This is a genomic window from Pseudomonas putida NBRC 14164, from assembly GCF_000412675.1.
Classification (GTDB): Bacteria; Pseudomonadota; Gammaproteobacteria; order Pseudomonadales; family Pseudomonadaceae; genus Aquipseudomonas; species Aquipseudomonas putida.
On sequence record NC_021505.1, the window covers coordinates 1799907 to 1822153 of the forward strand.

Below are 22247 nucleotides of genomic sequence, written 5' to 3' on the forward strand. Positions count from 1 at the left end.
CAAGGCCGCTCCCACAGGTCGGCGCACCGCTTGAATCTTGCGCGGTCAATGTGGGTGCGGCCATGCGTCGCGATTGGGCTGCGCGGCGGCCCCCGAAGGCGACCTGGACTAACGTTCGACCTGCCACCCCCCACCCAATGCTTTGTACAACGCCACGCTAGCCTGCAGGCGGGCCAGGCGCAGTTGCGCCTGCTGGTCCTGCGCCACATACAACGTGCGCTGGGTTTCAAGCACGCTCAACAAGGTCTCGGCCCCCGCGCCGTAACGCTGCTGAGCAAGGTCGAATGCCAGTCGTGCCTGCTGCACCTCCTCATCCTGCCATTGCCGCTGCTGGTCCACACCGTGGATCGCATTGAGTGCTTTCTCGACATCGGCAAAGCCCGCCAGGATGCTGCTGCGGTAGGTCTCCAGCAATTCTTCCTGTTCAGCCTCGGCCAGCTCTCGGGCAGCGCGTAGTCGGCCGTTGTTGAAAATCGGCGCAACCAGGCCGCTGGTGAGGGTGTAGTACGAGCTGTCGAACAAGTGGGCAAAGGTATTGGCGCCAGCGCCCAGGTTGGCCCCCAGGGTCAGCTTGGGGAGCATGGCGGCGCGGGCGACCTGCACATTGGCGCTGGCTGCAGCCAGCCGCGCTTCTGCTGCGGCAATGTCCGGGCGGCGTGTGAGCAGTTCGCTGGGTAGACCGCTGCCAATGGTCGGCCAGTGCAACGCATCGATCGCTTCCGGGCTGGCGGGCAGCGACTGCACGGGTTCGCCGAGCAGTGTTGCCAGCGTAACCCGGCTGTCTTGCCATTTCTGCTCCAGCAATGGCAGCTGGCGTTGCTGGGTGGCCACCAGACTGCGCTGCTGGGCCAGTTCCAGACGCGTGGCGGAGCCGCTACGCTGGCGCGTCTCTACCAGGCCTAGCACGTCCTGGGCATTGCGCAGGTTGAGGCGGGCAATGCGCAGCTGCTCTTCCAGGGCCAGGCCCTGCAGGTAACTGTCGGCGACTGCGCTGACCAGGGTCAGCTCCACCGTCTGGCGGTCGAAGCGGCTGGCGTCGAGGCTGCGCAGGGCGTTGTCGCGCGTTGCCCGCAGGCCACCCCAGAAGTCGATTTCGTAGCGGGCGCTAAGCTGCGCGTCGAACGATGTGCTGGTGGGCGCGTTACGGCTTACGTCCAACTGGTCATTGCCTTCGCCATGCAGCAGGCGCTGGCGGCTGCCGTTCAGGTCCAGTTGCAGTTCTGGCAACAAGGGTGCGCCTGCAATGAGCGCGCGGGCCTGGGCCTGGCGTACGCGCGCCGTGGCAGCAGCCAGATCGTGGGCGTTGACCAGGGCGTGCTGTACCAGGCGGTCCAGCTCGCGACTGGCGAAGCTGTGCCACCACCGTGCTGCGGGCAAGTGGGCCGAAGGCGCTGCGGCATCGCCTTGCCAGGCAGGTGGCGCGACGATTCCACTGGTAGGCGTGGGGGGACTGCTGCAGGCGGCAATGGTTGCACAAAGGGGCAGGCACAACGTCAACAGGCTGATACGGCTAGGCAATGTCATGGGTTATTCGCTGGTAAGGGCTTTGACCGGATCGAGGCGGGCGGCCTTGCGCGCCGGCATGAAGCCGAACACGATGCCGGTGACGACGGCGCAGGCAAAGGCACCGAGCATGGCTGGCAGGGCAAAGGCTACTGCCACCTCGGCCAGCATCAGGCCGCCGCCAATGGCCAGGGCCAGTACAATGCCAGCCAGGCCGCCGACCATAGACAGCATTACCGCCTCGCTGAGGAACTGGCGCAGAATGTCGCGCTGTCGCGCGCCGGTGGCCATGCGGATACCGATTTCCCGGGTACGCTCGCGTACGGTCATCAGCATGATGTTCATTACGCCGATGCCGCCTACCAGCAGCGAGATTGCGGCGATCGCCCCCAGCATCAGCGACAGGCTGTTCTGCGTGCGCGCTTCGGCCTGGATCAGTGCCGCGTCATTGGTCAGCTCGAAGTCCTGGCGGCCATTGTGGCGTTGGCGCAACAGCTGGTCGATGGCTGCTTCGGCCTGGTTGACCCGGGTAGAATCAAGGGCAGCGACGGCGATGTAGTCCGGGTCGCGCTGGCCGAACAGGCGGATGGCGGCGGCAGAGTAGGGCACGGCGATGCGCCCATCGCTGTCCTGGTCGCCGGAGCTTGCGCCTTTGCCAGCCAGGATGCCGATCACCTGGAAGGGCACATTGCCGATCAGGATGTACTGCCCCAGCGGATCGCGCCCTGGGTCGAGCATTTTCTCCCGCACTTTCTGGCCGATCACGGCCACGGCGGCCGCATTGGCTTCGTCGCTTTCGCTGTAGAAGCTGCCTTGGGCCGCCGGCCAGTTGAAGATCTCCGGGAAAAAGGTGTTATTGCCACCCACGTAGAATCTCTGACTGTTGTTGCCATGGCGCACCATCAGTTTTTCGCCAATCACCGGCATCACATGCTTGACCTGCGGCAGTTCGCCAATGGCTGCCACATCATCAAGGGTGATGGTGCCGGCAGGCTCGCCAAGCGTCGCCGGCTTGCCATTGAGGTAGAGGATGTTGGAGCCAAAGGCGGCCATCTGTGCCATGACCTGACGCTTGCTGCCTTCGCCCACGGCCAGCATCACCACCACCGAGGCCACGCCGATGACGATACCCAGCAGGGTCAGGGCGGTCCGGAAGCGGTTGACCCACATGACCCGCCAGGCTGCTTGCAGGGCTTCGAGCAGTTCACCCTTCCATGCTCCGCGCAGGGTAGCGCCACGGTCCAGGCGCTGGCGCAACTGTTCGGCTTGCAGGCCTTGGTCTTGGCCTTGGTCGATCGCCGGCTGTTCGCCGGCCGAGTCACCGATGATCAGGCCGTCGCGGATCTCGATCACCCGCTGCGCCCGCGCGGCCACTTCGCGATCATGGGTAATCAGGATGATCACATGGCCCTGGCTGGCCAGTTCGTCGAGCAGTGCCATCACCTCGGTGCCGCTGTGGCTGTCGAGGGCGCCGGTGGGCTCGTCGGCGAGGATGATATGGCCGCCGTTCATCAGTGCGCGAGCAATCGAAACCCTTTGCTGCTGGCCGCCGGACAGCTGGTGCGGGCGGTTGCCGGTGCGGCTGGCCAGGCCCAGGCGGCCGAGCAGGGCGCTGGCGCGGGCGTGGCGTTCGCTGGCGTCAATGCCGGCATAGATGGCCGGCATCTCGACGTTTTCCTGGGCCGAGCCCGAGGGGATCAGGTGGTAGCCCTGGAACACGAAGCCAAATGCTTCGCGGCGCAACCAGGCCAGTTCATCGCTATCCAGTTCAGCCACATCTTTGCCGGCAAAGCGGTAGCTGCCAGAGGTTGGGCGGTCGAGGCAACCAAGGATGTTCATCAGGGTCGATTTGCCCGAGCCTGAGGCTCCGACGATGGCGACGAACTCGCCGGGGTGGATGCTGAGGCTGATGCCATGGAGGATATCGACTTTGGGGGTACCCACACCGCCGTAGGACTTGCGGATGTCGATCAGCTCGATCAAAGGTGTGCTCATTCAGCCTCCGCTCACGGCGGGGGCGCCGATGACCAGGCGCTCGCCTTCGTTGAGGCCGTCCAGCACCTGTACCCGCAGCCGGTCACTGAGCCCGGTGCGTACCTGACGCTGTTCCACCTTGCCGTCCCCCGTCAGCACGTGCGCCAGGCGCACGCCGTCACCGTCATCCAGCGCAGCCAGCGGTACCGTCAGCACCTGGCTGGCCTTGCCAGCGACGAAGAACACCTGCGTGGTCATCTCGGCCATCAGCGCGCCGTCCGGGTTGTCGACATCCAGCAGCACGCTGTATTGCACAACCTGGCTGCCGGCACTGCCATTGCTGACGCTGGCCGGGCTGCCGCCGCCCTGGCTGGCCTGTTCCAGTGGTTTGGGCGGGATTGGCAGCACTTGCCGCACGGTGCTGGTCCAGCGGCGCTTGCCCCCTGCCAGGGTGGTGAAATAGGCGGTCATGCCTGGTTTGACCTTGCCAATGTCGGCCTCCGACACCTGTGCCCACACGGTCATCGGCGAGAGCCTGGCGATGCGCAGGATCAACGGGGTTTGCTGCTGGGCGTTGAGGGTTTGCCCTTCGCGGGCATCAACCGCCACCACCGTGCCGTCCATGGGGGCGTAGATGCGCGTGTAGCCCAATTCGGCTTCGTCGCTTCGCAGGCTGGCCTGGGCCTGGCGGATCTGCGCCAGGAACATGTCGATGCGCGCCTGGGTGACCTTCATCTGCGCGAAGGCGGTTTGCACGTCTTCATCGCGGGTGGCGCCAGCGGCGGCCAAGTCGCGCTGGCGCTTGAGCTGCTGCTGGGCCAGCAGGTATTGCGCGCGCTGTTCGGCCAACTGGGCCTTGAGGTTGTCGATAGAGAAGCGCCCGGCATCCAGACGCGCTTGCTGGGTGGAGGGGTCGATCTCGACCAGCAGCTGGCCCTTGCGCACGGTGTCGCCAACTTCAACGTGCAGCTTGTGGATCTGGCCGGAGGCCTGGGCGCCAACATCCACGTAACGTCTCGGTTGCAAAGTACCCAGCGCGGTAACGCTGCTCTCGATATCAGCGCGGGTCACGGCGACCGTGCTCAACGGCTGGGCGCCGTAGGGCAGGGCCTTCAAGGCCAGCAGGCTGCCGAGGCCGAGCAAGCCCAGGCCCGTGAGCAGGGCACGGCGACGGGTGTTGGTTAAAGGTCTCATGCAGACATCCAGCCAAGGGGTGTGGGGGCGCGCATCAAGTGGCGGGCGCGGACCGGGTGCCAGATAGACGAAAGCGGTAGCGGGGGATTTAGCAGGGGGGCGGGCTAACATGTGGCCAGCCGCGCTTGTTGCTGAGAATAATTATAATTTGTAAGATCGCACGTTGACATCACTCGGTCCTGCACTGCTGCCTGAAAGGGCTTTCTGGCAAAAGCTGGCAGGACATCTCAGGTATCGTCGTGGAACATTACTATCGCGAACTGGTGGGTTTCCTCTCCGCACGCCTGGGCAGTCGTCAGGCCGCCGAGGATGTGGCGCACGATGCTTACCTGCGGGTGCTGGAGCGCACCGATGCCGAGCGTATCGAGCACCCACGCGCCTTCCTCTACCGCACGGCGCTCAATCTGGTGGTTGACCGCCACCGGCGATATCAGGTGCGCCAAGCCGAGCCGCTGGAAGTACTGGATAGCGACGAGCGCTGGCACACGGCGGCGCCGGCCCATGACTTGCAGCTTGATCAGCGGCTGGCGTTGATGCAGCGTGCACTGGATGAGCTGAGCAAGGTGTGTCGCGACTGCTTCCTGCTGCGCAAGCTCGATGGCCTGTCGCACCCGCAAATTGCCGAACACCTGGGCATATCCCGCAGCATGGTGGAGAAACACATCGTCAATGCGATGAAGCACTGCCGACTACGCATGCGCGAGTGGGAATCGTAAAGGCCGGCTTAAAGGCAAATGCAAATTCCGTCAGTCAATCACTTGATTTATGCGGGTTTCCCGACTTCTATCAAAGAAGACCGCTGCCAGGCATGGCCTTGGCAGTAGCCGTTACTGGCGCAGTATGGTCATGGAGCGTACCCATTACCCAACTGCCCAGGTCCCACCATGGCAAACAAGACCCTGCGCATCCTCATCGCCGACGCACACCCGTGCCAGCGCCTGCAGCTGGAGCGGTTGCTCAATGGCCTGGGCTATTACCGGATCGCCCCCGTGGAAAGCTTCGAGGAGCTCCAGCGCCTTGTTCATTGCGCCTTGCAGCCTTTTCATCTGCTGCTGGGCAATATCGAGCTGGCCAATCATGCCGGGGTCGACCTGGCGCGCTTCTGCCGCGTCAGCACGCAGATCCAGCACGCCCTGCTTTACCACTCCAGTCAGTTGAAAGTGCCTTCAGTACCGCAGACCGAACGCCAGGCGGTCAGCCTGAGCCTCCCGCAGGTGCCTGATAACGAGGCGCTGGAGTCATTCATGGCGATCATCGACGCGCCACTGGTGGTCGGCAAGTTGCCGCTGCCGGGCAGCATGCCGGCTACCGCGGCGCGGCCACGGCCGCGGGCCAACTTCGCGCACACGGTGTTCAACCGCTAGCGGCGCTGCGTGCAGGGCAAGGGGGCAGCTATTTGTTATCCTCTTGCCCTTTGCCGATTTGCGGACCCCTGCCATGACTGCCATCGATACCGCTCGCCCGCCCCGGTTCAGCCGCGGCGATCACCGGACCCTGGGCCTGGCGGCACTGGGCGGCGCGCTGGAAATCTACGACTTCATCATTTTCGTGTTCTTTGCGCTGACCCTCAGCCAGCTGTTCTTCCCGCCCGAAATGCCCGAGTGGCTGCGCCTGCTGCAAAGCTTCGGCATCTTCGTCACCGGTTACCTTGCGCGGCCGCTGGGCGGCATCCTGATGGCGCACTTTGCGGACCACCTGGGGCGTAAACGTGTGTTCAGCCTGAGCATTCTGATGATGGCCCTGCCGTGCCTGCTGATCGGCGTGATGCCGACCTATGCCGACATCGGCTATGCCGCGCCGCTGATTCTGCTGGCGCTGCGTATCTTCCAGGGTGCGGCGGTGGGGGGTGAGGTGCCGAGTGCCTGGACCTTCGTTGCCGAGCACGCGCCGGCCGGCCGACGCGGTTATGCCTTGGGCTTCCTGCAGGCCGGGCTGACCTTCGGTTACCTGCTGGGGGCGCTGACCGCGACCTTGCTGGCGCAAGTATTCACACCGCAGGAAATCCTCGACTACGCCTGGCGTTACCCGTTCCTGCTGGGTGGGGTGTTTGGCGTGGTTGGCGTGTGGCTACGCCGCTGGCTGAGCGAAACACCGGTGTTCCTGGCCTTGCGCGCACGTCAGGAACAGCCGGTGAAGTTCCCGCTGCGGCGGGTACTGGGCGAGCACCGCCGTGCGCTGATTCCGGCGGCGCTGCTGACTTGCGTGTTGACCTCTGCCGTTGTGGTGCTGGTGGTGATAACTCCGACGGTGATGCAGCAGCGCTTCGGCATGAGCCCCGGGCACACCTTTGCCCTGAGCAGTGTGGGCATCGTCTTCCTCAATATCGGCTGCGTACTCGCCGGCCTGCTGGTTGACCGCGTGGGCGCCTGGCGTGCGCTGATGCTTTACAGCGTGCTGCTGCCGCTGGGCATCGGCGCGTTGTACGCCAGCCTGAATGGGCAGTGGGGCATGACCTGGCTGGCCTACGCGCTGGCAGGGCTGTCCTGCGGCGTGGTGGGGGTGGTGCCGTCGGTGATGGTCGGGTTGTTCCCCGCCGAGATCCGGGTTTCGGGTATTTCCTTCACCTATAACGTGGCCTACGCACTGTGGGCCAGTACCACGCCGCTGGCATTGATCGCGCTGATGCCGTGGAGCCCGTGGGTGTGTGTCGGCTTTTGTCTGATCATGGGTACGGTGGGGCTGCTGACGGCCCTGTATTTCGGGCGCCGCGAGTCATTGACGTTTACTGCGGAGCCGATCCCGATCATGTGTGGTGACAAATGAGCAAGTACATGTCTTGGGGTGTGTAGCAGGGCATACACCGAGCGCCGCCCGCGCGGCGCATCGCGAGCTACGCTCGCTCCTACGTTTATTTTCGGCCAGTAACGCCTGTGACAGGTGCGCGCGACCGTCTTGTTTGTACGACGCGATATCGAGACATGTACCAAGGCGCACGCGCGCAAATTCCCCAAAAATATTTGGCCCGAAACAAGCGTAGGAGCGAGCGTAGCTCGCGATGCGCCGCGCGGGCGGCGATCGATCTGATAGGCGCTGCACCTCTCACGGCGAGCATCTCGCAGCCCAGACGCATACTCGCAACAAAAAGCCCCCGGCTCGTGAGAACCGGGGGCTTTTTGTTGCCGCCAGGGCAGAGGCCTTACATGTTCGGGTAGTTCGGCCCGCCAGCGCCTTCAGGGGTGACCCAGGTGATGTTCTGGGCCGGGTCCTTGATGTCGCAGGTCTTGCAGTGCACGCAGTTCTGCGCGTTGATCTGGAAGCGCTTGTTGCCGTCTTCCTGGGTGACCACTTCGTACACGCCTGCCGGGCAATAGCGCTGGGCAGGCTCGTCGTACAGCGGCAGGTTGCTGGCGATCGGGATACTCGGGTCGGTCAGCTTCAGGTGGCAGGGTTGTTCCTCTTCATGGTTGGTACTGGAGAGGAATACCGAGCTGAGCTTGTCGAAGCTCAGCTTGCCGTCCGGTTTCGGGTAGTCGATCTTTTTCGAGTCGGCAGCCAGCTTGAGGCAGGCGTAGTCCGGCTTGGTGTCGTGCAGGGTGAACGGCAGCTTGCCGCCGAACCAGTTCTGGTCGACGTAGTTGAATGCACCACCAAACAGTGGGCCGAACTTGTGCAGCGCAGGGCCGAAGTTACGGCTGGCGAACAGTTCTTCGTGCAGCCAGCTGGCCTTGAAGGCGTCAACGTAAGTGTTCAGCGCATCGCCCCCCTCGCTGCCAGCGATCAGTGCGTCCGCTACTGCTTCGGCCGCGAGCATGCCCGATTTCATCGCGGTGTGGCTGCCCTTGATCTTGGAGAAGTTCAGGGTGCCCAGGTCGCAACCGATCAACGCCCCACCGTTGAACACCATCTTCGGCAGCGAGTTCAGGCCGCCTTTGCAGATGGCGCGGGCGCCATAGCTGATGCGCTTGCCGCCTTCGAGGTACTGCTTCATCACCGGGTGGTGCTTCAGGCGCTGGAATTCGTCGAACGGCGACAGGTACGGGTTGGCGTAGGACAGGTCGACGATCAGGCCGACCACCACCTGGTTGTTTTCCAGGTGATAGAGGAACGAGCCACCGGTGTTGTCCTTGGCTACCACGTCCAGCGGCCAGCCGGCGGTGTGCACCACCAGGCCCTGCTCGTGCTTGGCCGGGTCGATTTCCCAGATTTCTTTCAGGCCGATGCCGTAATGCTGGACATCGGACTCGCTGTCGAGGTTGAAGCGCTTGATCAGCTGCTTGCCGATGTGGCCACGGCAGCCTTCGGCAAACAGGGTGTACTTGGCACGCAGTTCCATGCCCGGGGTGTACAGGCCTTCCTTCGGGTTGCCTTCGCGGTCGACACCGAGGTCGCCGGTGACGATGCCGCGGACCACGCCGTTGTCGTCGAACAGCGCTTCCTGGGCGGCGAAGCCCGGGTAGATTTCCACGCCCAGGTTCTCGGCCTGCTGGGCCAGCCAGCGGCACAGGTTGCCCAGCGAGATGATGTAGTTGCCATGGTTGTGCATGGTCTTGGGCACGAACAGGTCCGGCACCTTGGTGGCGCTGCCGGCATCCTTGAGCACATAGATGTCGTCGCGCTTCACTTCGGTGTTCAGCGGTGCGCCGAGCTCTTTCCAGTCGGGGAACAGTTCGTTCAGGGCGCGGGGTTCGAACACCGCGCCGGAGAGGATGTGGGCGCCGACTTCAGAGCCTTTTTCCACCACGCAGACGCTGATTTCGCTACCGGCTTCGGCGGCCTTCTGCTTCAGGCGGCAGGCGGCGGACAGGCCTGCCGGGCCGGCGCCGACGATGACCACGTCGAATTCCATGTATTCGCGTTCCACTGGTTCTCTCCTACTCATCAAGGCTCGTGCTGTTGCTTTGTCTTATGGGTGCTTGCGCACAGTGGCTCATCACGGGAGCGAAACTGTAGCTGCGCAAATGACGGACTACACCGTTTTGTCTTGGCCGCGCATTATATCTACACCACTTGGCGGGTCCAATACAAACGTTTGTTTGAATTTGCCGCAGGCCAGTAAAATCACAGGAACACGGCTGGAGGGTGACCGATTTGCCGTATTGACCGGATGGGGTGTTACGGTCAAGATACGAGCGGTTTTACGTTCGCCGTAGGCTTGCAGCCGGGCGCAGGTACACCTCTAAAGACCAGGTGTGGAGCAGGGTTTTGCGGCCTTGGGCCGGTTTGTAGTGGAGTTTACACGCCACGACAGAAAATCACCCGTGAGTATTTGTCGCAAGAGTCCGGACAAGACTGTTCGGTCACAGTGAAGATACTGGCTCCCGGTACGTTTTTAGAGGTGCCCTTGTACCCACGCGCATCGCCGGGCTCAGCCCCAGGCGACTATCTATTCACCGGAGAGTAACGAGGAATCCATGAAGGTTCTTGTAGCTGTCAAACGAGTGGTCGACTACAACGTCAAGGTTCGCGTCAAGGCGGACAACTCCGGCGTCGACCTTGCTAACGTCAAGATGTCCATGAACCCCTTCTGCGAAATCGCCGTGGAAGAGGCCGTACGCCTGAAGGAAAAAGGCGTTGCGACCGAGATCGTCGTCGTTTCCGTCGGCCCGACCACTGCCCAGGAGCAACTGCGTACCGCCCTGGCCCTGGGTGCCGACCGTGCCATCCTGGTAGAAGCCGCTGACGAGCTGAACTCCCTGGCGGTGGCCAAGGCGCTGAAAGCCGTTGTCGACAAGGAGCAGCCTCAGCTGGTCATTCTTGGCAAGCAGGCCATCGACAGCGACAACAACCAGACCGGCCAGATGCTGGCTGCGCTGACCGGCTACGCCCAGGGCACCTTCGCCTCCAAGGTGGAAGTCGCCGGCGACAAGCTGAACGTCACCCGTGAAATCGATGGCGGCCTGCAGACCGTGTCGCTGAACCTGCCAGCCATCGTTACCACCGACCTGCGCCTGAACGAGCCACGCTATGCGTCGCTGCCGAACATCATGAAGGCCAAGAAGAAGCCGCTGGAGACCGTTACTCCAGACGCGCTGGGCGTTTCCCTCGCCTCCACCAACAAGACCCTGAAAGTTGAAGCGCCGGCTGCCCGCAGCGCTGGCATCAAGGTCAAGTCGGTGGCCGAACTGGTCGAGAAGCTGAAGAACGAAGCGAAGGTAATCTAAATGACTATCCTGGTTGTCGCTGAATACGAAAACGGTGCAGTAGCCCCGTCCACCCTGAACACTGTCGCCGCAGCCGCCAAGATCGGTGGTGATGTGCACGTGCTGGTCGCAGGCCAGAACGTCGGTGGCGTTGCCGAATCCGCTGCCAAGATCGCTGGTGTGGCCAAGGTGCTGGTGGCCGATAACGCCGCCTACGCCCACGCGCTGCCGGAAAACGTCGCGCCGCTGATCGTCGAGCTGGCAAAGGGCTACAGCCACGTGCTGGCCCCGGCCACCACCAATGGCAAGAACATCCTGCCGCGCGTTGCCGCGCTGCTGGACGTGGACCAGATCTCCGAGATCGTCTCGGTCGAGTCCGCCGACACCTTCAAGCGCCCGATCTATGCCGGTAACGCCATTGCCACCGTGCAATCGAGCGCTTCGATCAAGGTCATCACCGTGCGTACCACCGGCTTCGACCCAGTCGCTGCCGAAGGTGGCTCGGCTGCTGTTGAAGCGGTGAGTGCCGCGCACAACGCCGGTATCTCGGCCTTTGTCGGTGAAGAGCTGGCCAAGTCCGACCGCCCAGAGCTGACCGCTGCCAAGATCGTCGTTTCCGGCGGCCGCGGCATGGGCAACGGTGACAACTTCAAGCACCTGTACAGCCTGGCCGACAAGCTCGGCGCGGCCGTCGGCGCTTCGCGCGCTGCGGTCGACGCAGGCTTCGTGCCGAACGACATGCAGGTCGGCCAGACCGGCAAGATCGTTGCGCCACAGCTGTACATCGCCGTCGGTATCTCCGGTGCGATCCAGCACCTGGCCGGCATGAAAGACTCCAAAGTGATCGTTGCGATCAACAAGGACGAAGAGGCGCCGATCTTCCAGGTGGCCGACTACGGCCTGGTTGCCGACCTGTTCGAAGCGGTTCCGGAGCTGGAAAAGCTGGTCTGATCCGCCTGCTTCACTTATAAAGAACCCGGCCCTCGCATTGAGGGTCGGGTTTTTTTATGGGTTGAGGAGTGAGGGATGACGTTGCGCGGAACGGGCAGGGTGCTGGCATGCATGGTGGCGTTGGTGACGCCATTGGCCATGGCAGCAGGCAAGTGCGAGCGCCTGGTGGCAACCGGCAGCCCTGATGCTCCGCCTTATTCGTGGCAGGACCCGAAAGACCCGAAACACCTGATCGGCGCCAACGTCGACCTGCTGCGCCAGGTGGCTGGCGAGCTGGGGGTGAAGGTGGAGGTGCTAAGTGCTGGCCGTCGCGACCAGGCCCTGGAGGAAGTGCGCAGCGGGCGTATGGACCTGCTGCTCGATACGCCGATGCAGGTGGAACAACTGACCGCGCTGGACTACATCCACCCACCCCTTCAACTCAACGAATACCTGGTGTGGACACGCCACGATGCCACGCTGACCTTCGATGGCCCTGCGGACCTGGCCCAGTACCAGGGCAGCTTGTCCGAACGCGCGCGCCTGACCCCGGCCTTTACCGCGTTTGCCAAGGCCCAGCTGAAGCTGGTGCCAGCGCAGAACCTGACCCAGGCGTTCCAGAAACTGGTGCTTGGCCAGGTGGACTATGTGCTTGCTGGCCGCTATTCGGGCATGGCCATGGCCCAGAGCCTGGGCATGAACAATGACCTGATCGCCCGCGGCCTGCCGGTGGACCGGCCAGGCCTGTACCTGGCCCTGTCGCACAACTCGGCATGCAATGACAGCTGGTTGCGTGGGCAATTGGCAAAAAAACTGACAGAATTGCCGATCTCCGGTGCGTCCGAGGCGGTCCTGCAACGTAATGTCGAGCGCTGGAAAGCGCAGTTGCAGGTGCCGGCGGACGCCCCCAAACACTAGGAAGATTGCGTGAGAACCCAACCACTAATCCTTGCCTTGGCCGTGCTCGGCCTGGCTGGCTGCGCCAATGATCCGGCCCCTGACGAGCAGATGCGCATTTCCGAACAGGCACTGGAGCAGGCCAGGGCCGTAGGTGCCACCGAGCAGGTCGAAACGCTGCACATGGCTGAAGACAAGCTGGCCCGGGCCAAGGCCAACATGCTGACCCAGGACTACCGTGATGCGCGCATGCGCGCCGAGCAGGCCGAGCTTGATGCCCGCCTGGCCGAGGCCCAGGTGCTGAACCAGAAAAGCGAAGAGCAACTGCAACTGCTGCAGTCGCGGGTCAAGCGCTTGCGCAAGCAACTGGAGGTGCAGCCATGATGCGCCGTACACCATTGGCCGCGCTGGCGTTGCTGGCGCTGGCAGCAGGCTTGCAAGGTTGTGCCAGCCAGCGCAGCTCTGCTGCGCTGGATGAAGCCAGTGCCACCTTCGCCAAGGTCAAGGATGATTCCGATGTGCTGCGCAGTGCGCCACGTGACGTGATCCGCGCAGGTGAGTCGCTGGCCCGTGCCGAGCGCCTGTCCAGCTATATCGGCACCGGTTCCGATGTGCGTCATTACGCTTACCTTAGCCAGCGCTACAGTGAAATTGCCAGTGAGCATGCCAAGCTGGCGCTGAACCAGGAGCGCCAGGCCAAGCTTGACCTCGAGCGTCAGCGCCTGCAGTTGGCGTTGCGCGAGGCCAAGCTGGCCAGCGTGCAGCAGCAGGGCAAGTGGGTCGAGTCGCAGATCGCTGCGCTGGCTTCGGAGCAGACTGATCGTGGCCTGGTGATGACGCTGGGTGACGTGCTGTTTGATACTGGCCGTGCTGAGCTGAAGAATTCGGCCAGCCGTACCGTGCTCAAGCTGGTGCAGTTCCTTCAGCTCAACCCGCGGCGGGTAGTGCGTATCGAAGGTTATACCGACAGCACTGGCGCGGCCGAAGACAACCTGAAACTGTCCCGCGACCGGGCGCAGGCCGTGGCCGACATGCTGGTGGACCTTGGCATCGACGAAAAGCGCCTGCAGGTCGAGGGCTATGGCGACCAGTATCCGATCGAGGCCAACGCCTCTGAGCGGGGCAGGGCGCAGAACCGCCGCGTGGAGATCGTGTTCTCCGACGACAAGGGCAGGCTCGCGCCTGCGCGCTGATCGCTGGCGTGCGGAGGACGGCACCGGCTTTGCCGGTGTTCGCGGCTAAAGTCGCTCCCACAGGGTAGTGTCAAGCCCAGGACATGTGCAGAACCTGTAGGCGCGGCCTTGTGCCGCGAAACGGCCGCAATGCGGCCCTGCTTTTTGTCGGCTTAGTCGTTTCGATAGCTATCACGCTATTGTATTGTCGACTATGTTGCATTCTGTCCCAGTACACTTTGCAACTGTTACGGTATCCTCTACCGTCACTGAGCCGTACAAGAACAACGAGCCGCCGCCATGACCAACCTGCTGCTGTACCAGCGTATCGCCCAGCAACTGGCCGATGACATCCGTCGTGGTGTCTACCAGCCAGGCGAGCGGGTACCCTCCGTGCGCAAGATGAGTGCCCAGCTCAATGTCAGCCATGCCACGGTGCTGCAGGCCTATGCCAACCTCGAAGACCAAGGGTTGATCCGCGCGCGGCCACAATCTGGCTACTACGTGCACCAGACGCCGGCCCTGACCGCGCAAACCCCGGACATTGCCCGGGTGGAGCGCCCGGGCCTGGTCACCCGTGCCAGCATCATCCAGCAAGTGCTGACCGAGGCGCGCCGTGATGGCGTGTTCCCGTTCGGCGCCGCGGTGCCGCATGTCGACTACCTGCCAGTGCGTGCCCTGCATCAGCAAATTGCCAAGGTCACCCGCTTTCACAGTCCGCGCGCCTTCAGTTACATGTTCAGCCCCGGTTTCGAGCCGCTGCGCCGGCAGATCGCCATTCGCATGCGCGATGCCGGCGTGCTGGTCGACCCGCGTGAAGTGATCGTGACCCATGGCTGTGTCGATGCCCTGCAAATGTCCCTGCGCGTTTTGACCCGCCCGGGCGATCTGATCGCTGCCGAGTCGCCGACCTATTACGGGTTGCTGCAACTGGCCGATTTGCTGGGCCTGAAAGTGATCGAAATCCCCAGCGATCCATCCACGGGTATTAGCCTTGAAGCCTTGCAGCTGGCGGCTAACCAGTGGTCGATCAAGGCCCTGGTATTGACGGCGCGCCTGAGCAATCCGCTGGGTGGCACGGTCCCTGAGGAGCGGCAAAAGCAATTGCTGCGTCTGGCGTCAGACTTCGATATTCAGATTATCGAGGACGACATCTATGGCGAGTTGATGTTCGAGCAAGGCAAGACCAAGGCGCTGAAGGCATTCGACCGCCTGGACCGGGTGATCTACTGTTCAAGCTTCTCCAAGACCCTGTCCCCTGGTGTGCGCGTTGGCTGGATGATCGCCGGGCGCTATCAGGACGAAATTCAGCGCCTGCAGACCTTCACCACCCATTCGGCCTGTAGCGTGACGCAGATGGGGGTGGCGGCCTACCTGGAAAATGGCGGTTACGACCGGCACCTGCGCTACATCCGCCAGGAGTATCGCAAGAACCTCAGTGCCTACCAGTTGGCGGTGCAGCAGCACTTCCCCGAGGGTACCCAGATGACCCGGCCCACGGGCGGTTTCATCCTCTGGATAAGCCTGCCCGGGCGGGTCAATACCCAGGAGCTGCATGTGCGGGCGCTGGAGCAAGGCATCAGTATCGCGCCGGGGTTAATATTCAGTAACACAGAACAGTTCAACCACTGCATCCGCCTTAATTGTGGCATCCCGTGGAACAAAGAGGCCGAGCGGGCAGTGATTACGCTGGGTTTGCTGGCTCAGCAGTTGTGCAGGGAGCCTGCGCTCACACTTTTGTAAGGCTTGCCAGCCGCCCGTGGAACATGGAGCATACGCACCTTTCTTGCCAGTCTGTCCATTTGCCATGAAAGCTTTGCGCCGTTTTGCCTTGATCTTGTGCCTAGCACCGTTCTGCTACCTGGGCAGCCCAGCGTTGGCTGCGCAGCCGGCAAGCCAGGTGCAGGCAGCCCAGGGCAAAAATGTGCAAAAAAAGGCGCCAGCCAAGCCTGCGCAGAAGCAGGTGGTGAAGAAGGCTGGCAACAGCAAGGCCAAGGCGCACAAGCCGGTCAGCAAAGCGGTCGCCAAACCATTGCCCAAGGCAAAGCTGGACCTCAGCCTGCCTGTCGATATGGTCGACAACCTGGAGCCGAATGTGGGTACCCCGTCGCCCATCCAGCGGCGCAAACCTTTGCTGCCGCCCATGTTTACCGAAAAGCCGGAAACCAGCGACAGCCCGTTCCAGCTCAATGGCCGCTTGATCAATAACGAAATGCAGCTGCAGTTGCGTAATGACAGCCGTCATGACGTGGAAGGGGCAGCCATCGATTTCGAGTATCGCCAGTAGCCGGGAACTGACTGCCGGGTCACGGCAAATTTCATCGTGCCAGTAATTTCAAACGCCTGTTTGAGCGGTTACTATCCAGGGACGTTCGTCCCGTTTTGTTCCAGGGAGTCCTGATTTTGGTGAATAACCATGAATTGCCGTGAGGGCTGTGGTGCCTGCTGCATCGCCCCGTCCATCACTTCTGCGATGCCGCGCATGCCCAATGGCAAGCCGGCTGGCGAGCGCTGCCTGCACCTGACGGCTGCCAACCTCTGCGACCTGTTCGGCAAGCCCGAGCGGCCGGCGGTATGTGGCGGCTTCAAGGCAGATGTCGAGGTGTGCGGCAGTGATCGTGACGAGGCAATCAGGATTCTTGGCTGGTGGGAACAGATGACGGCGGCGTGACAGGCTGGATCTTCGACAACAAGGATAAACATGATGAGATCGTTCAAGCGTATTGCACTGCTGTGTGGCGTGGGTGTTCTGCTGTCGCCTGCGGCCTGGGCCGAAAACTGGCAGGTGGCCAAGGACGAGGAGGGGATCAAGATATCCCTCAGCGAAGTGGCTGGTTCCAAGTACAAGGCCTATCAGGGCGTCACCGTGATCAAGGCACCGCTGGCCAAGGTGCAGGCGTTGCAGGAAGACGCGGTCGGGGCCTGTGCATGGATTCATGAGTGCAAGTCGCAGAAGCTGCTCAAGCATGAGGGTGACCAGAGCTGGACCTACACCCAGTTCAATACGCCATGGCCGGTGACGCCGCGTGATTCGATCTTGCGTGTGACGACTGTCAAGGGGGCGGACGGCAGCCTGGTGCGGAACTTGAAGGAAGAACCGACCTATCTACCGGAAGAGAAGGGCTTTGTGCGGGTAGCCAAGGTTGAGGGCTTCTGGAAGCTGGTGCCCAAGGGCGACAGTACGGAAGTGACCTACCAGGTGCACACCGAGCCGGGTGGTAGCGTGCCGGCGATGGTGGCCAACAAGTTCGTGGTGGATGCGCCGTTCAATACCCTGAAAGGGCTGCGCGAGCGGGCTGAGAAAAACTGAGGTTTAACGCGTGGCTCCCGCAAGGGCCGAGCTGCGGCCATCAGGACCTGGAATAAAAAAGGCTGCCTAAGGGCAGCCTTTTTGCGTTCGGCTAAAAAGCTTACTTGCGGTCTTTCAGTGCAGTGATGTCGCGTTTTTGCTCGCCGGTGTACAGCTGGCGCGGACGGCCGATCTTGTACGGGCTGGAGAGCATTTCTTTCCAGTGCGAGATCCAGCCCACGGTACGTGCCAGGGCGAAGATCACGGTGAACATGCTGGTCGGAATGCCGATTGCCTTGAGGATGATCCCCGAGTAGAAGTCGACGTTCGGGTACAGCGAGCGCTCGATGAAGTACGGATCGGTCAGGGCGATCTCTTCGAGGCGCATGGCCAGTTCCAGCTGCGGGTCGTTCTTGATGCCCAGCTCGCGCAGGACTTCGTCGCAGGTCTGCTTCATCACGGTGGCGCGCGGGTCGCGGTTCTTGTACACGCGGTGACCGAAGCCCATCAGCTTGAACGGGTCGTTCTTGTCCTTGGCCTTGGCGATAAACGTGTCGATGTTCGAGACATCGCCGATTTCATCGAGCATGGTCAGGACGGCTTCGTTCGCACCGCCGTGGGCCGGGCCCCAGAGTGCGGCGATACCGGCGGCGATACAGGCGAACGGGTTGGCACCCGACGAGCCGGCCAGGCGGACGGTGGAAGTGGAGGCGTTCTGCTCGTGGTCGGCGTGGAGGATGAAGATCCGGTCCATTGCCTTGGCCAGCACCGGGCTGATCGGTTTGATCTCGCAGGGGGTGTTGAACATCATGTGCAGGAAGTTTTCCGCGTACGACAGGTCGTTGCGCGGGTACATCATCGGCTGGCCCATGGAGTACTTGTAGACCATCGCGGCCAGGGTCGGCATCTTGGCGACCAGGCGCACCGCGGAGATTTCGCGGTGTTGCGGGTTATTGATATCCAGGGAGTCGTGATAGAACGCCGACAGGGCGCCGACCACGCCGCACATCACCGCCATTGGGTGAGCGTCGCGGCGGAAGCCGTTGAAGAAGGACTTCAGCTGCTCGTGAACCATGGTGTGGTTCTTGACGGTGCTGACGAACTGGGCCTTCTGCTCGGCATTCGGCAGTTCGCCGTTGAGCAGCAGGTAGCAGGTTTCGAGGTAGTCGGATTGCTCGGCGAGTTGCTCGATCGGGTAGCCGCGGTGCAGCAGGATACCTTTGTCGCCGTCAATGTAGGTGATCTTCGACTCGCACGAGGCAGTCGCCATGAAACCAGGGTCGAAGGTGAAGTGACCAGTGGCCCCCAACCCGCGGACGTCGATTACATCAGGACCAACGGTGCCGGTTAAAATGGGCAGCTCGACGGGGGCAGCGCCCTCGATGACCAACTGCGCTTTTTTGTCAGCCATGTGGCCTCCTATTAATGCTAGAAATCATCAGACAGACCCCCCACGCAGGGCCCGCACCACTATAGAGGGATAAATTCAGATGTCAATTTGCCTAAAGGCTTGTTGAAACAGGCATTCAAGCCTGATTTTTCCCGAAATTCTCGCCCATTTACGCCTTTTGTTCGTTAAAGGCAATGCGCTATTTGGGCTACCCCGTCACGTTGTCATAAGCAGCCTAACTGTCTATACTCGGCACCCGACCGCCAGGGGCTTGCAAGCCCGAACTGCTGGGGGTCGCCGTTCCCTGGGTGGTGGGTACCTGACCAGTACACTTACCAACAACTTTGCCCTGATTCGCTAGGGGCTCTTCAGTGTGAAAAAAGCCGTGAAAAGCCAACGACCTGTAAACCTAGACCTAAGGACCATCAAGCTCCCTGTCACTGCGTACACGTCCATCCTGCACCGTATCTCCGGCGTCATCCTGTTCATCGGCCTTGCCATCATGCTTTATGCACTGGGCAAATCGCTGGGTTCCGAGGAAGGCTTCGGTGAGGTGAAGGCGTGTCTGACCAGCCCGCTGGCCAAATTCGTGACCTGGGGCCTGCTGTCCGCCCTGCTTTATCACCTCGTGGCAGGTGTTCGTCACCTGATCATGGACATGGGCATCGGTGAGACGCTGGAAGGCGGCAAGCTGGGCTCGAAAATCGTGATCGTCATCTCCGTGGTGCTGATCGTTCTGGTGGGAGTTTGGGTATGGTAACCAATGTCACGAACCTGTCGCGTTCGGGCCTCTATGACTGGATGGCGCAGCGCGTTTCTGCGGTCGTTCTCGCGGCTTACTTCCTCTTCCTGATCGGCTACGTGATCGCCCACCCAGGCATCGACTACACCCAGTGGCATGGTCTGTTCTCCAACAACGCGATGCGGATCTTCAGTCTGCTGGCCCTCGTTGCCCTGGGCGCTCACGCCTGGGTCGGCATGTGGACCATTGCAACCGACTACCTGACGCCTATGTCGTTCGGCAAGTCGGCAACTGCGATTCGTTTCCTGTTCCAGGCGGTATGCGGCGTTGCGATGTTCGCTTACTTCGTCTGGGGTGTGCAGATTCTCTGGGGTATCTGATCCATGGCTAGCATTCCAACCATTTCCTTCGACGCCATCATCATCGGTGGCGGCGGCGCCGGCATGCGCGCAGCGCTGCAACTGGCTCAAGGCGGCCACAAGACTGCCGTAGTCACCAAGGTCTTCCCGACCCGTTCGCACACCGTATCCGCCCAGGGCGGCATCACCTGCGCCATCGCTTCGGCCGACCCGAACGACGACTGGCGCTGGCACATGTACGATACCGTCAAGGGTTCCGACTACATCGGTGACCAGGACGCTATCGAATACATGTGTCAGGAAGGCCCGGCTGCGGTCTTCGAGCTGGACCACATGGGCCTGCCGTTCTCGCGTACCGAAACCGGTCGCATCTACCAGCGTCCGTTCGGTGGCCAGTCCAAGGACTTCGGTAAAGGTGGCCAGGCCGCCCGTACCTGTGCCGCTTCCGACCGTACCGGTCACGCGCTGCTGCACACCCTGTACCAGGGCAACCTGAAAGCCGGTACCACCTTCCTCAACGAGTACTACGCCGTTGACCTGGTGAAGAACCAGGAAGGCGCCTTCGTCGGTGTGATCGCGATCTGCATCGAAACCGGCGAAACCATGTACATCAAGTCCAAGGCCACCGTTCTGGCCACTGGCGGTGCGGGCCGTATCTACTCCTCCACCACCAACGCCCTGATCAATACCGGTGACGGTATCGGCATGGCCCTGCGTGCCGGTGTACCGGTGCAGGACATCGAGATGTGGCAGTTCCACCCGACCGGCATCGCCGGCGCCGGTGTACTGGTCACCGAGGGTTGCCGCGGTGAAGGTGGTTACCTGATCAACGCCCACGGCGAGCGCTTCATGGAGCGTTACGCGCCGAACGCGAAAGACCTGGCCGGCCGTGACGTGGTTGCCCGTTCCATGGTCAAGGAAATCATCGCCGGCAACGGCGTGGGCCCGAACAAGGACCACGTACTGCTGAAGCTGGACCACCTGGGCGAGGAAGTGCTGCACAGCCGCCTGCCAGGTATCTGCGAACTGTCCAAGACCTTCGCCCACGTCGACCCGGTCGTCGCGCCGGTGCCGGTCGTTCCGACCTGCCACTACATGATGGGCGGCGTTGCCACCAACATTCATGGCCAGGCCATCACCATGGACGAAGAAGGCAAGGATCACATCATCCCTGGCCTGTTCGCCGTAGGTGAAGTGGCGTGCGTATCGGTTCACGGTGCCAACCGCCTGGGCGGCAACTCGCTGCTCGACCTGGTGGTATTCGGCCGTGCTGCCGGCCTGCACCTGGAGAAGGCGCTGAGCGACGGCATCGAGCATCTCGACGCCAGCGACACCGACATCGAAGTTGCCCTGAACCGCCTGAACAAGCTCAACGAGCGCTCCACTGGCGAAGACGTTGCCAGCCTCAAGCGCGAACTGCAGAGCTGCATGCAGAACTACTTCGGTGTATTCCGTACTGGCGAATACATGCAGAAGGGTATCGAGCAGCTGGCCGGCCTGCGTGACCGCATCGCCAACGTCAAGATCAACGACAAGTCCCAGGCCTTCAACACCGCGCGTATCGAAGCGCTGGAGCTGCAGAACCTGCTGGAAGTCGCCGAAGCTACCGCCATCGCGGCCGAAGCCCGTAAAGAGTCCCGCGGCGCTCACGCCCGTGAAGACTTCGAAGACCGTGACGACGAAAACTGGCTGTGCCACACCCTGTACTACCCGGGTGAGAAGCGCGTTGCCAAGCGTGGCGTCAACTTTGCGCCGAAGACCGTTCCGGCCTTCGAGCCAAAAATCCGGACTTACTAAGGGTGGCTGCTATGTTGAAAGTCGAAGTTTATCGTTACAACCCCGACACCGACTCGGCGCCCAAGATGGAGTCGTTCGACGTCGATACCGGCGGCAAGGACCTGATGGTTCTCGATGTATTGGCGCTGATCAAGGAAAAGGACGAGGGTTTCTCGTACCGTCGCTCCTGCCGTGAAGGCGTGTGCGGTTCCGATGGCATGAACATGAACGGCAAGAACGGCCTGGCCTGCATCACCCCGCTGTCGGGCGTGGTCAAGGGCAACAAGCTGGTTCTGCGCCCGCTGCCGGGCCTGCCGGTCATTCGTGACCTGGTCGTCGACATGAGCATCTTCTACAAGCAGTACGAGAAGGTGAAACCATTCCTGCAGAACGACACGCCGGCCCCGGCCATCGAGCGTCTGCAGTCGCCTGAAGAACGTGACAAGCTGGACGGCCTGTACGAGTGCATCCTGTGCGCTTGCTGCTCGACTTCCTGCCCGTCGTTCTGGTGGAACCCGGACAAGTTCCTGGGCCCTGCCGCACTGCTGCAGGCCTACCGCTTCCTGGCCGACAGCCGTGACACCAAGACTCAGGAGCGCCTGGCGTCCCTGGATGACCCGTTCAGCGTATTCCGCTGCCGCGGGATCATGAACTGCGTAAACGTTTGCCCGAAAGGTCTGAACCCGACCAAGGCAATCGGTCACGTACGTAACATGCTGCTGCAAAGCGGCACCTGATACAAAGTGTTGTAACTGCAGTAAGCCGAGGTGCGGGCGCTGAGCCCGCACTGAGGTAAAACCCGAACAAGGGCCCACAAAGCCCGCGTTCATACCTATGAAGATATGAGACCAGCAGGGGCTTTCCGGGCTGGTACCCGGAAAATCAGCAGGATCCAAGTGGCGTGGTTCAGTCGCTTTATTCGGACTTTTCCAGGTTTGCTG

At 62.1% G+C, this 22247-nt stretch carries 21 protein-coding genes; 16 read left to right on the plus strand and 5 right to left on the minus strand.

Annotated elements, in window-relative coordinates; genetic code table 11:
* Window positions 1–108 precede the first annotated feature (108 nt).
* From PP4_RS07895 to PP4_RS07905, 3 genes are read right to left on the minus strand one after another with little or no spacing between them, the layout of a single operon-like run.
* Window positions 109–1524, minus strand: coding sequence for an efflux transporter outer membrane subunit (locus PP4_RS07895; protein ID WP_016498676.1), 1416 nt, complete (start codon window positions 1522–1524; stop codon window positions 109–111).
* 3 nt (window positions 1525–1527) lie between these two features.
* On the minus strand, window positions 1528–3498 hold the full coding sequence (locus tag PP4_RS07900; protein WP_016498677.1) for a MacB family efflux pump subunit: 1971 nt from the start codon (window positions 3496–3498) through the stop codon (window positions 1528–1530).
* Window positions 3499–4671 (minus strand): efflux RND transporter periplasmic adaptor subunit, encoded by a 1173-nt coding sequence (locus PP4_RS07905; protein WP_016498678.1) that lies wholly within the window; start codon window positions 4669–4671, stop codon window positions 3499–3501. It lies immediately after the preceding gene.
* Window positions 4672–4910: 239 nt separating this feature from the next.
* Between PP4_RS07905 and PP4_RS07910 the strand changes: the two genes are divergently transcribed.
* From PP4_RS07910 to PP4_RS07920, 3 genes are all read left to right on the plus strand, one after another.
* Window positions 4911–5387, plus strand: a complete 477-nt coding sequence (locus PP4_RS07910) for a sigma-70 family RNA polymerase sigma factor (protein ID WP_016498679.1) — start codon at window positions 4911–4913, stop codon at window positions 5385–5387.
* A gap of 168 nt (window positions 5388–5555) precedes the next feature.
* Window positions 5556–6035 (plus strand): response regulator, encoded by a 480-nt coding sequence (locus PP4_RS07915; RefSeq protein WP_016498680.1) that lies wholly within the window; start codon window positions 5556–5558, stop codon window positions 6033–6035.
* 73 nt (window positions 6036–6108) lie between these two features.
* Entirely contained in the window at window positions 6109–7434 is a 1326-nt protein-coding gene (locus PP4_RS07920; RefSeq protein ID WP_016498681.1) for an MFS transporter, read from the plus strand.
* Window positions 7435–7807: 373 nt separating this feature from the next.
* On the opposite strand, the gene PP4_RS07925 is transcribed toward PP4_RS07920, so the two are convergent.
* Window positions 7808–9490, minus strand: a complete 1683-nt coding sequence (locus PP4_RS07925; protein ID WP_080642769.1) for an electron transfer flavoprotein-ubiquinone oxidoreductase — start codon at window positions 9488–9490, stop codon at window positions 7808–7810.
* Window positions 9491–10022: 532 nt separating this feature from the next.
* Between PP4_RS07925 and PP4_RS07930 the strand changes: the two genes are divergently transcribed.
* The 9 genes from PP4_RS07930 (at window position 10023) to PP4_RS07970 (ending at window position 17060) form a co-directional block, all read left to right on the plus strand.
* A complete protein-coding gene (locus tag PP4_RS07930; RefSeq protein ID WP_016498683.1) occupies window positions 10023–10772 on the plus strand; it encodes an electron transfer flavoprotein subunit beta/FixA family protein in 750 nt (249 codons plus the stop codon).
* Window positions 10773–11702, plus strand: a complete 930-nt coding sequence (locus PP4_RS07935) for an electron transfer flavoprotein subunit alpha/FixB family protein (protein ID WP_016498684.1) — start codon at window positions 10773–10775, stop codon at window positions 11700–11702.
* A 75-nt stretch (window positions 11703–11777) separates the two neighbouring features.
* Window positions 11778–12599, plus strand: a complete 822-nt coding sequence (locus PP4_RS07940; RefSeq protein ID WP_016498685.1) for a substrate-binding periplasmic protein — start codon at window positions 11778–11780, stop codon at window positions 12597–12599.
* Window positions 12600–12608: 9 nt separating this feature from the next.
* A complete protein-coding gene (locus PP4_RS07945; protein ID WP_016498686.1) occupies window positions 12609–12962 on the plus strand; it encodes a DUF4398 domain-containing protein in 354 nt (117 codons plus the stop codon).
* Window positions 12959–13771, plus strand: a complete 813-nt coding sequence (locus tag PP4_RS07950; RefSeq protein ID WP_016498687.1) for an OmpA family protein — start codon at window positions 12959–12961, stop codon at window positions 13769–13771. Before PP4_RS07945 ends, PP4_RS07950 begins: the two co-directional genes overlap by 4 nt.
* A gap of 279 nt (window positions 13772–14050) precedes the next feature.
* Window positions 14051–15493 (plus strand): aminotransferase-like domain-containing protein, encoded by a 1443-nt coding sequence (locus PP4_RS07955; RefSeq protein WP_016498688.1) that lies wholly within the window; start codon window positions 14051–14053, stop codon window positions 15491–15493.
* 64 nt (window positions 15494–15557) lie between these two features.
* The gene (locus PP4_RS07960; protein WP_016498689.1) at window positions 15558–16037 is read left to right on the plus strand and encodes a hypothetical protein; all 480 of its coding nucleotides are present in this window, start codon (window positions 15558–15560) and stop codon (window positions 16035–16037) included.
* Window positions 16038–16166: 129 nt separating this feature from the next.
* Complete coding sequence (locus PP4_RS07965) at window positions 16167–16421, plus strand: YkgJ family cysteine cluster protein (RefSeq protein WP_009684718.1); 255 nt, start codon at window positions 16167–16169, stop codon at window positions 16419–16421.
* A gap of 33 nt (window positions 16422–16454) precedes the next feature.
* Window positions 16455–17060 (plus strand): START domain-containing protein, encoded by a 606-nt coding sequence (locus PP4_RS07970; protein ID WP_016498690.1) that lies wholly within the window; start codon window positions 16455–16457, stop codon window positions 17058–17060.
* Between the two features lie 100 nt (window positions 17061–17160).
* Here PP4_RS07970 and gltA read toward each other — a convergent pair whose 3' ends face one another.
* The gene (gltA, locus tag PP4_RS07975) at window positions 17161–18450 is read right to left on the minus strand and encodes a citrate synthase (RefSeq protein ID WP_016488282.1); all 1290 of its coding nucleotides are present in this window, start codon (window positions 18448–18450) and stop codon (window positions 17161–17163) included.
* Window positions 18451–18802: 352 nt separating this feature from the next.
* On the opposite strand from gltA, the gene sdhC reads away from it, so the two are divergent.
* The 4 genes from sdhC to PP4_RS07995 are packed head-to-tail and all read left to right on the plus strand — an operon-like array spanning window position 18803 to window position 22043.
* Window positions 18803–19189, plus strand: coding sequence for a succinate dehydrogenase, cytochrome b556 subunit (sdhC, locus tag PP4_RS07980; protein ID WP_008091902.1), 387 nt, complete (start codon window positions 18803–18805; stop codon window positions 19187–19189).
* Entirely contained in the window at window positions 19183–19551 is a 369-nt protein-coding gene (gene sdhD, locus PP4_RS07985; RefSeq protein ID WP_016498691.1) for a succinate dehydrogenase, hydrophobic membrane anchor protein, read from the plus strand. Before sdhC ends, sdhD begins: the two co-directional genes overlap by 7 nt.
* 3 nt (window positions 19552–19554) lie before the next feature.
* Window positions 19555–21327, plus strand: a complete 1773-nt coding sequence (sdhA, locus tag PP4_RS07990; RefSeq protein ID WP_016498692.1) for a succinate dehydrogenase flavoprotein subunit — start codon at window positions 19555–19557, stop codon at window positions 21325–21327.
* A gap of 11 nt (window positions 21328–21338) precedes the next feature.
* Window positions 21339–22043 (plus strand): succinate dehydrogenase iron-sulfur subunit, encoded by a 705-nt coding sequence (locus PP4_RS07995; RefSeq protein ID WP_008091906.1) that lies wholly within the window; start codon window positions 21339–21341, stop codon window positions 22041–22043.
* The last annotated feature ends 204 nt before the right edge of the window (window positions 22044–22247 follow it).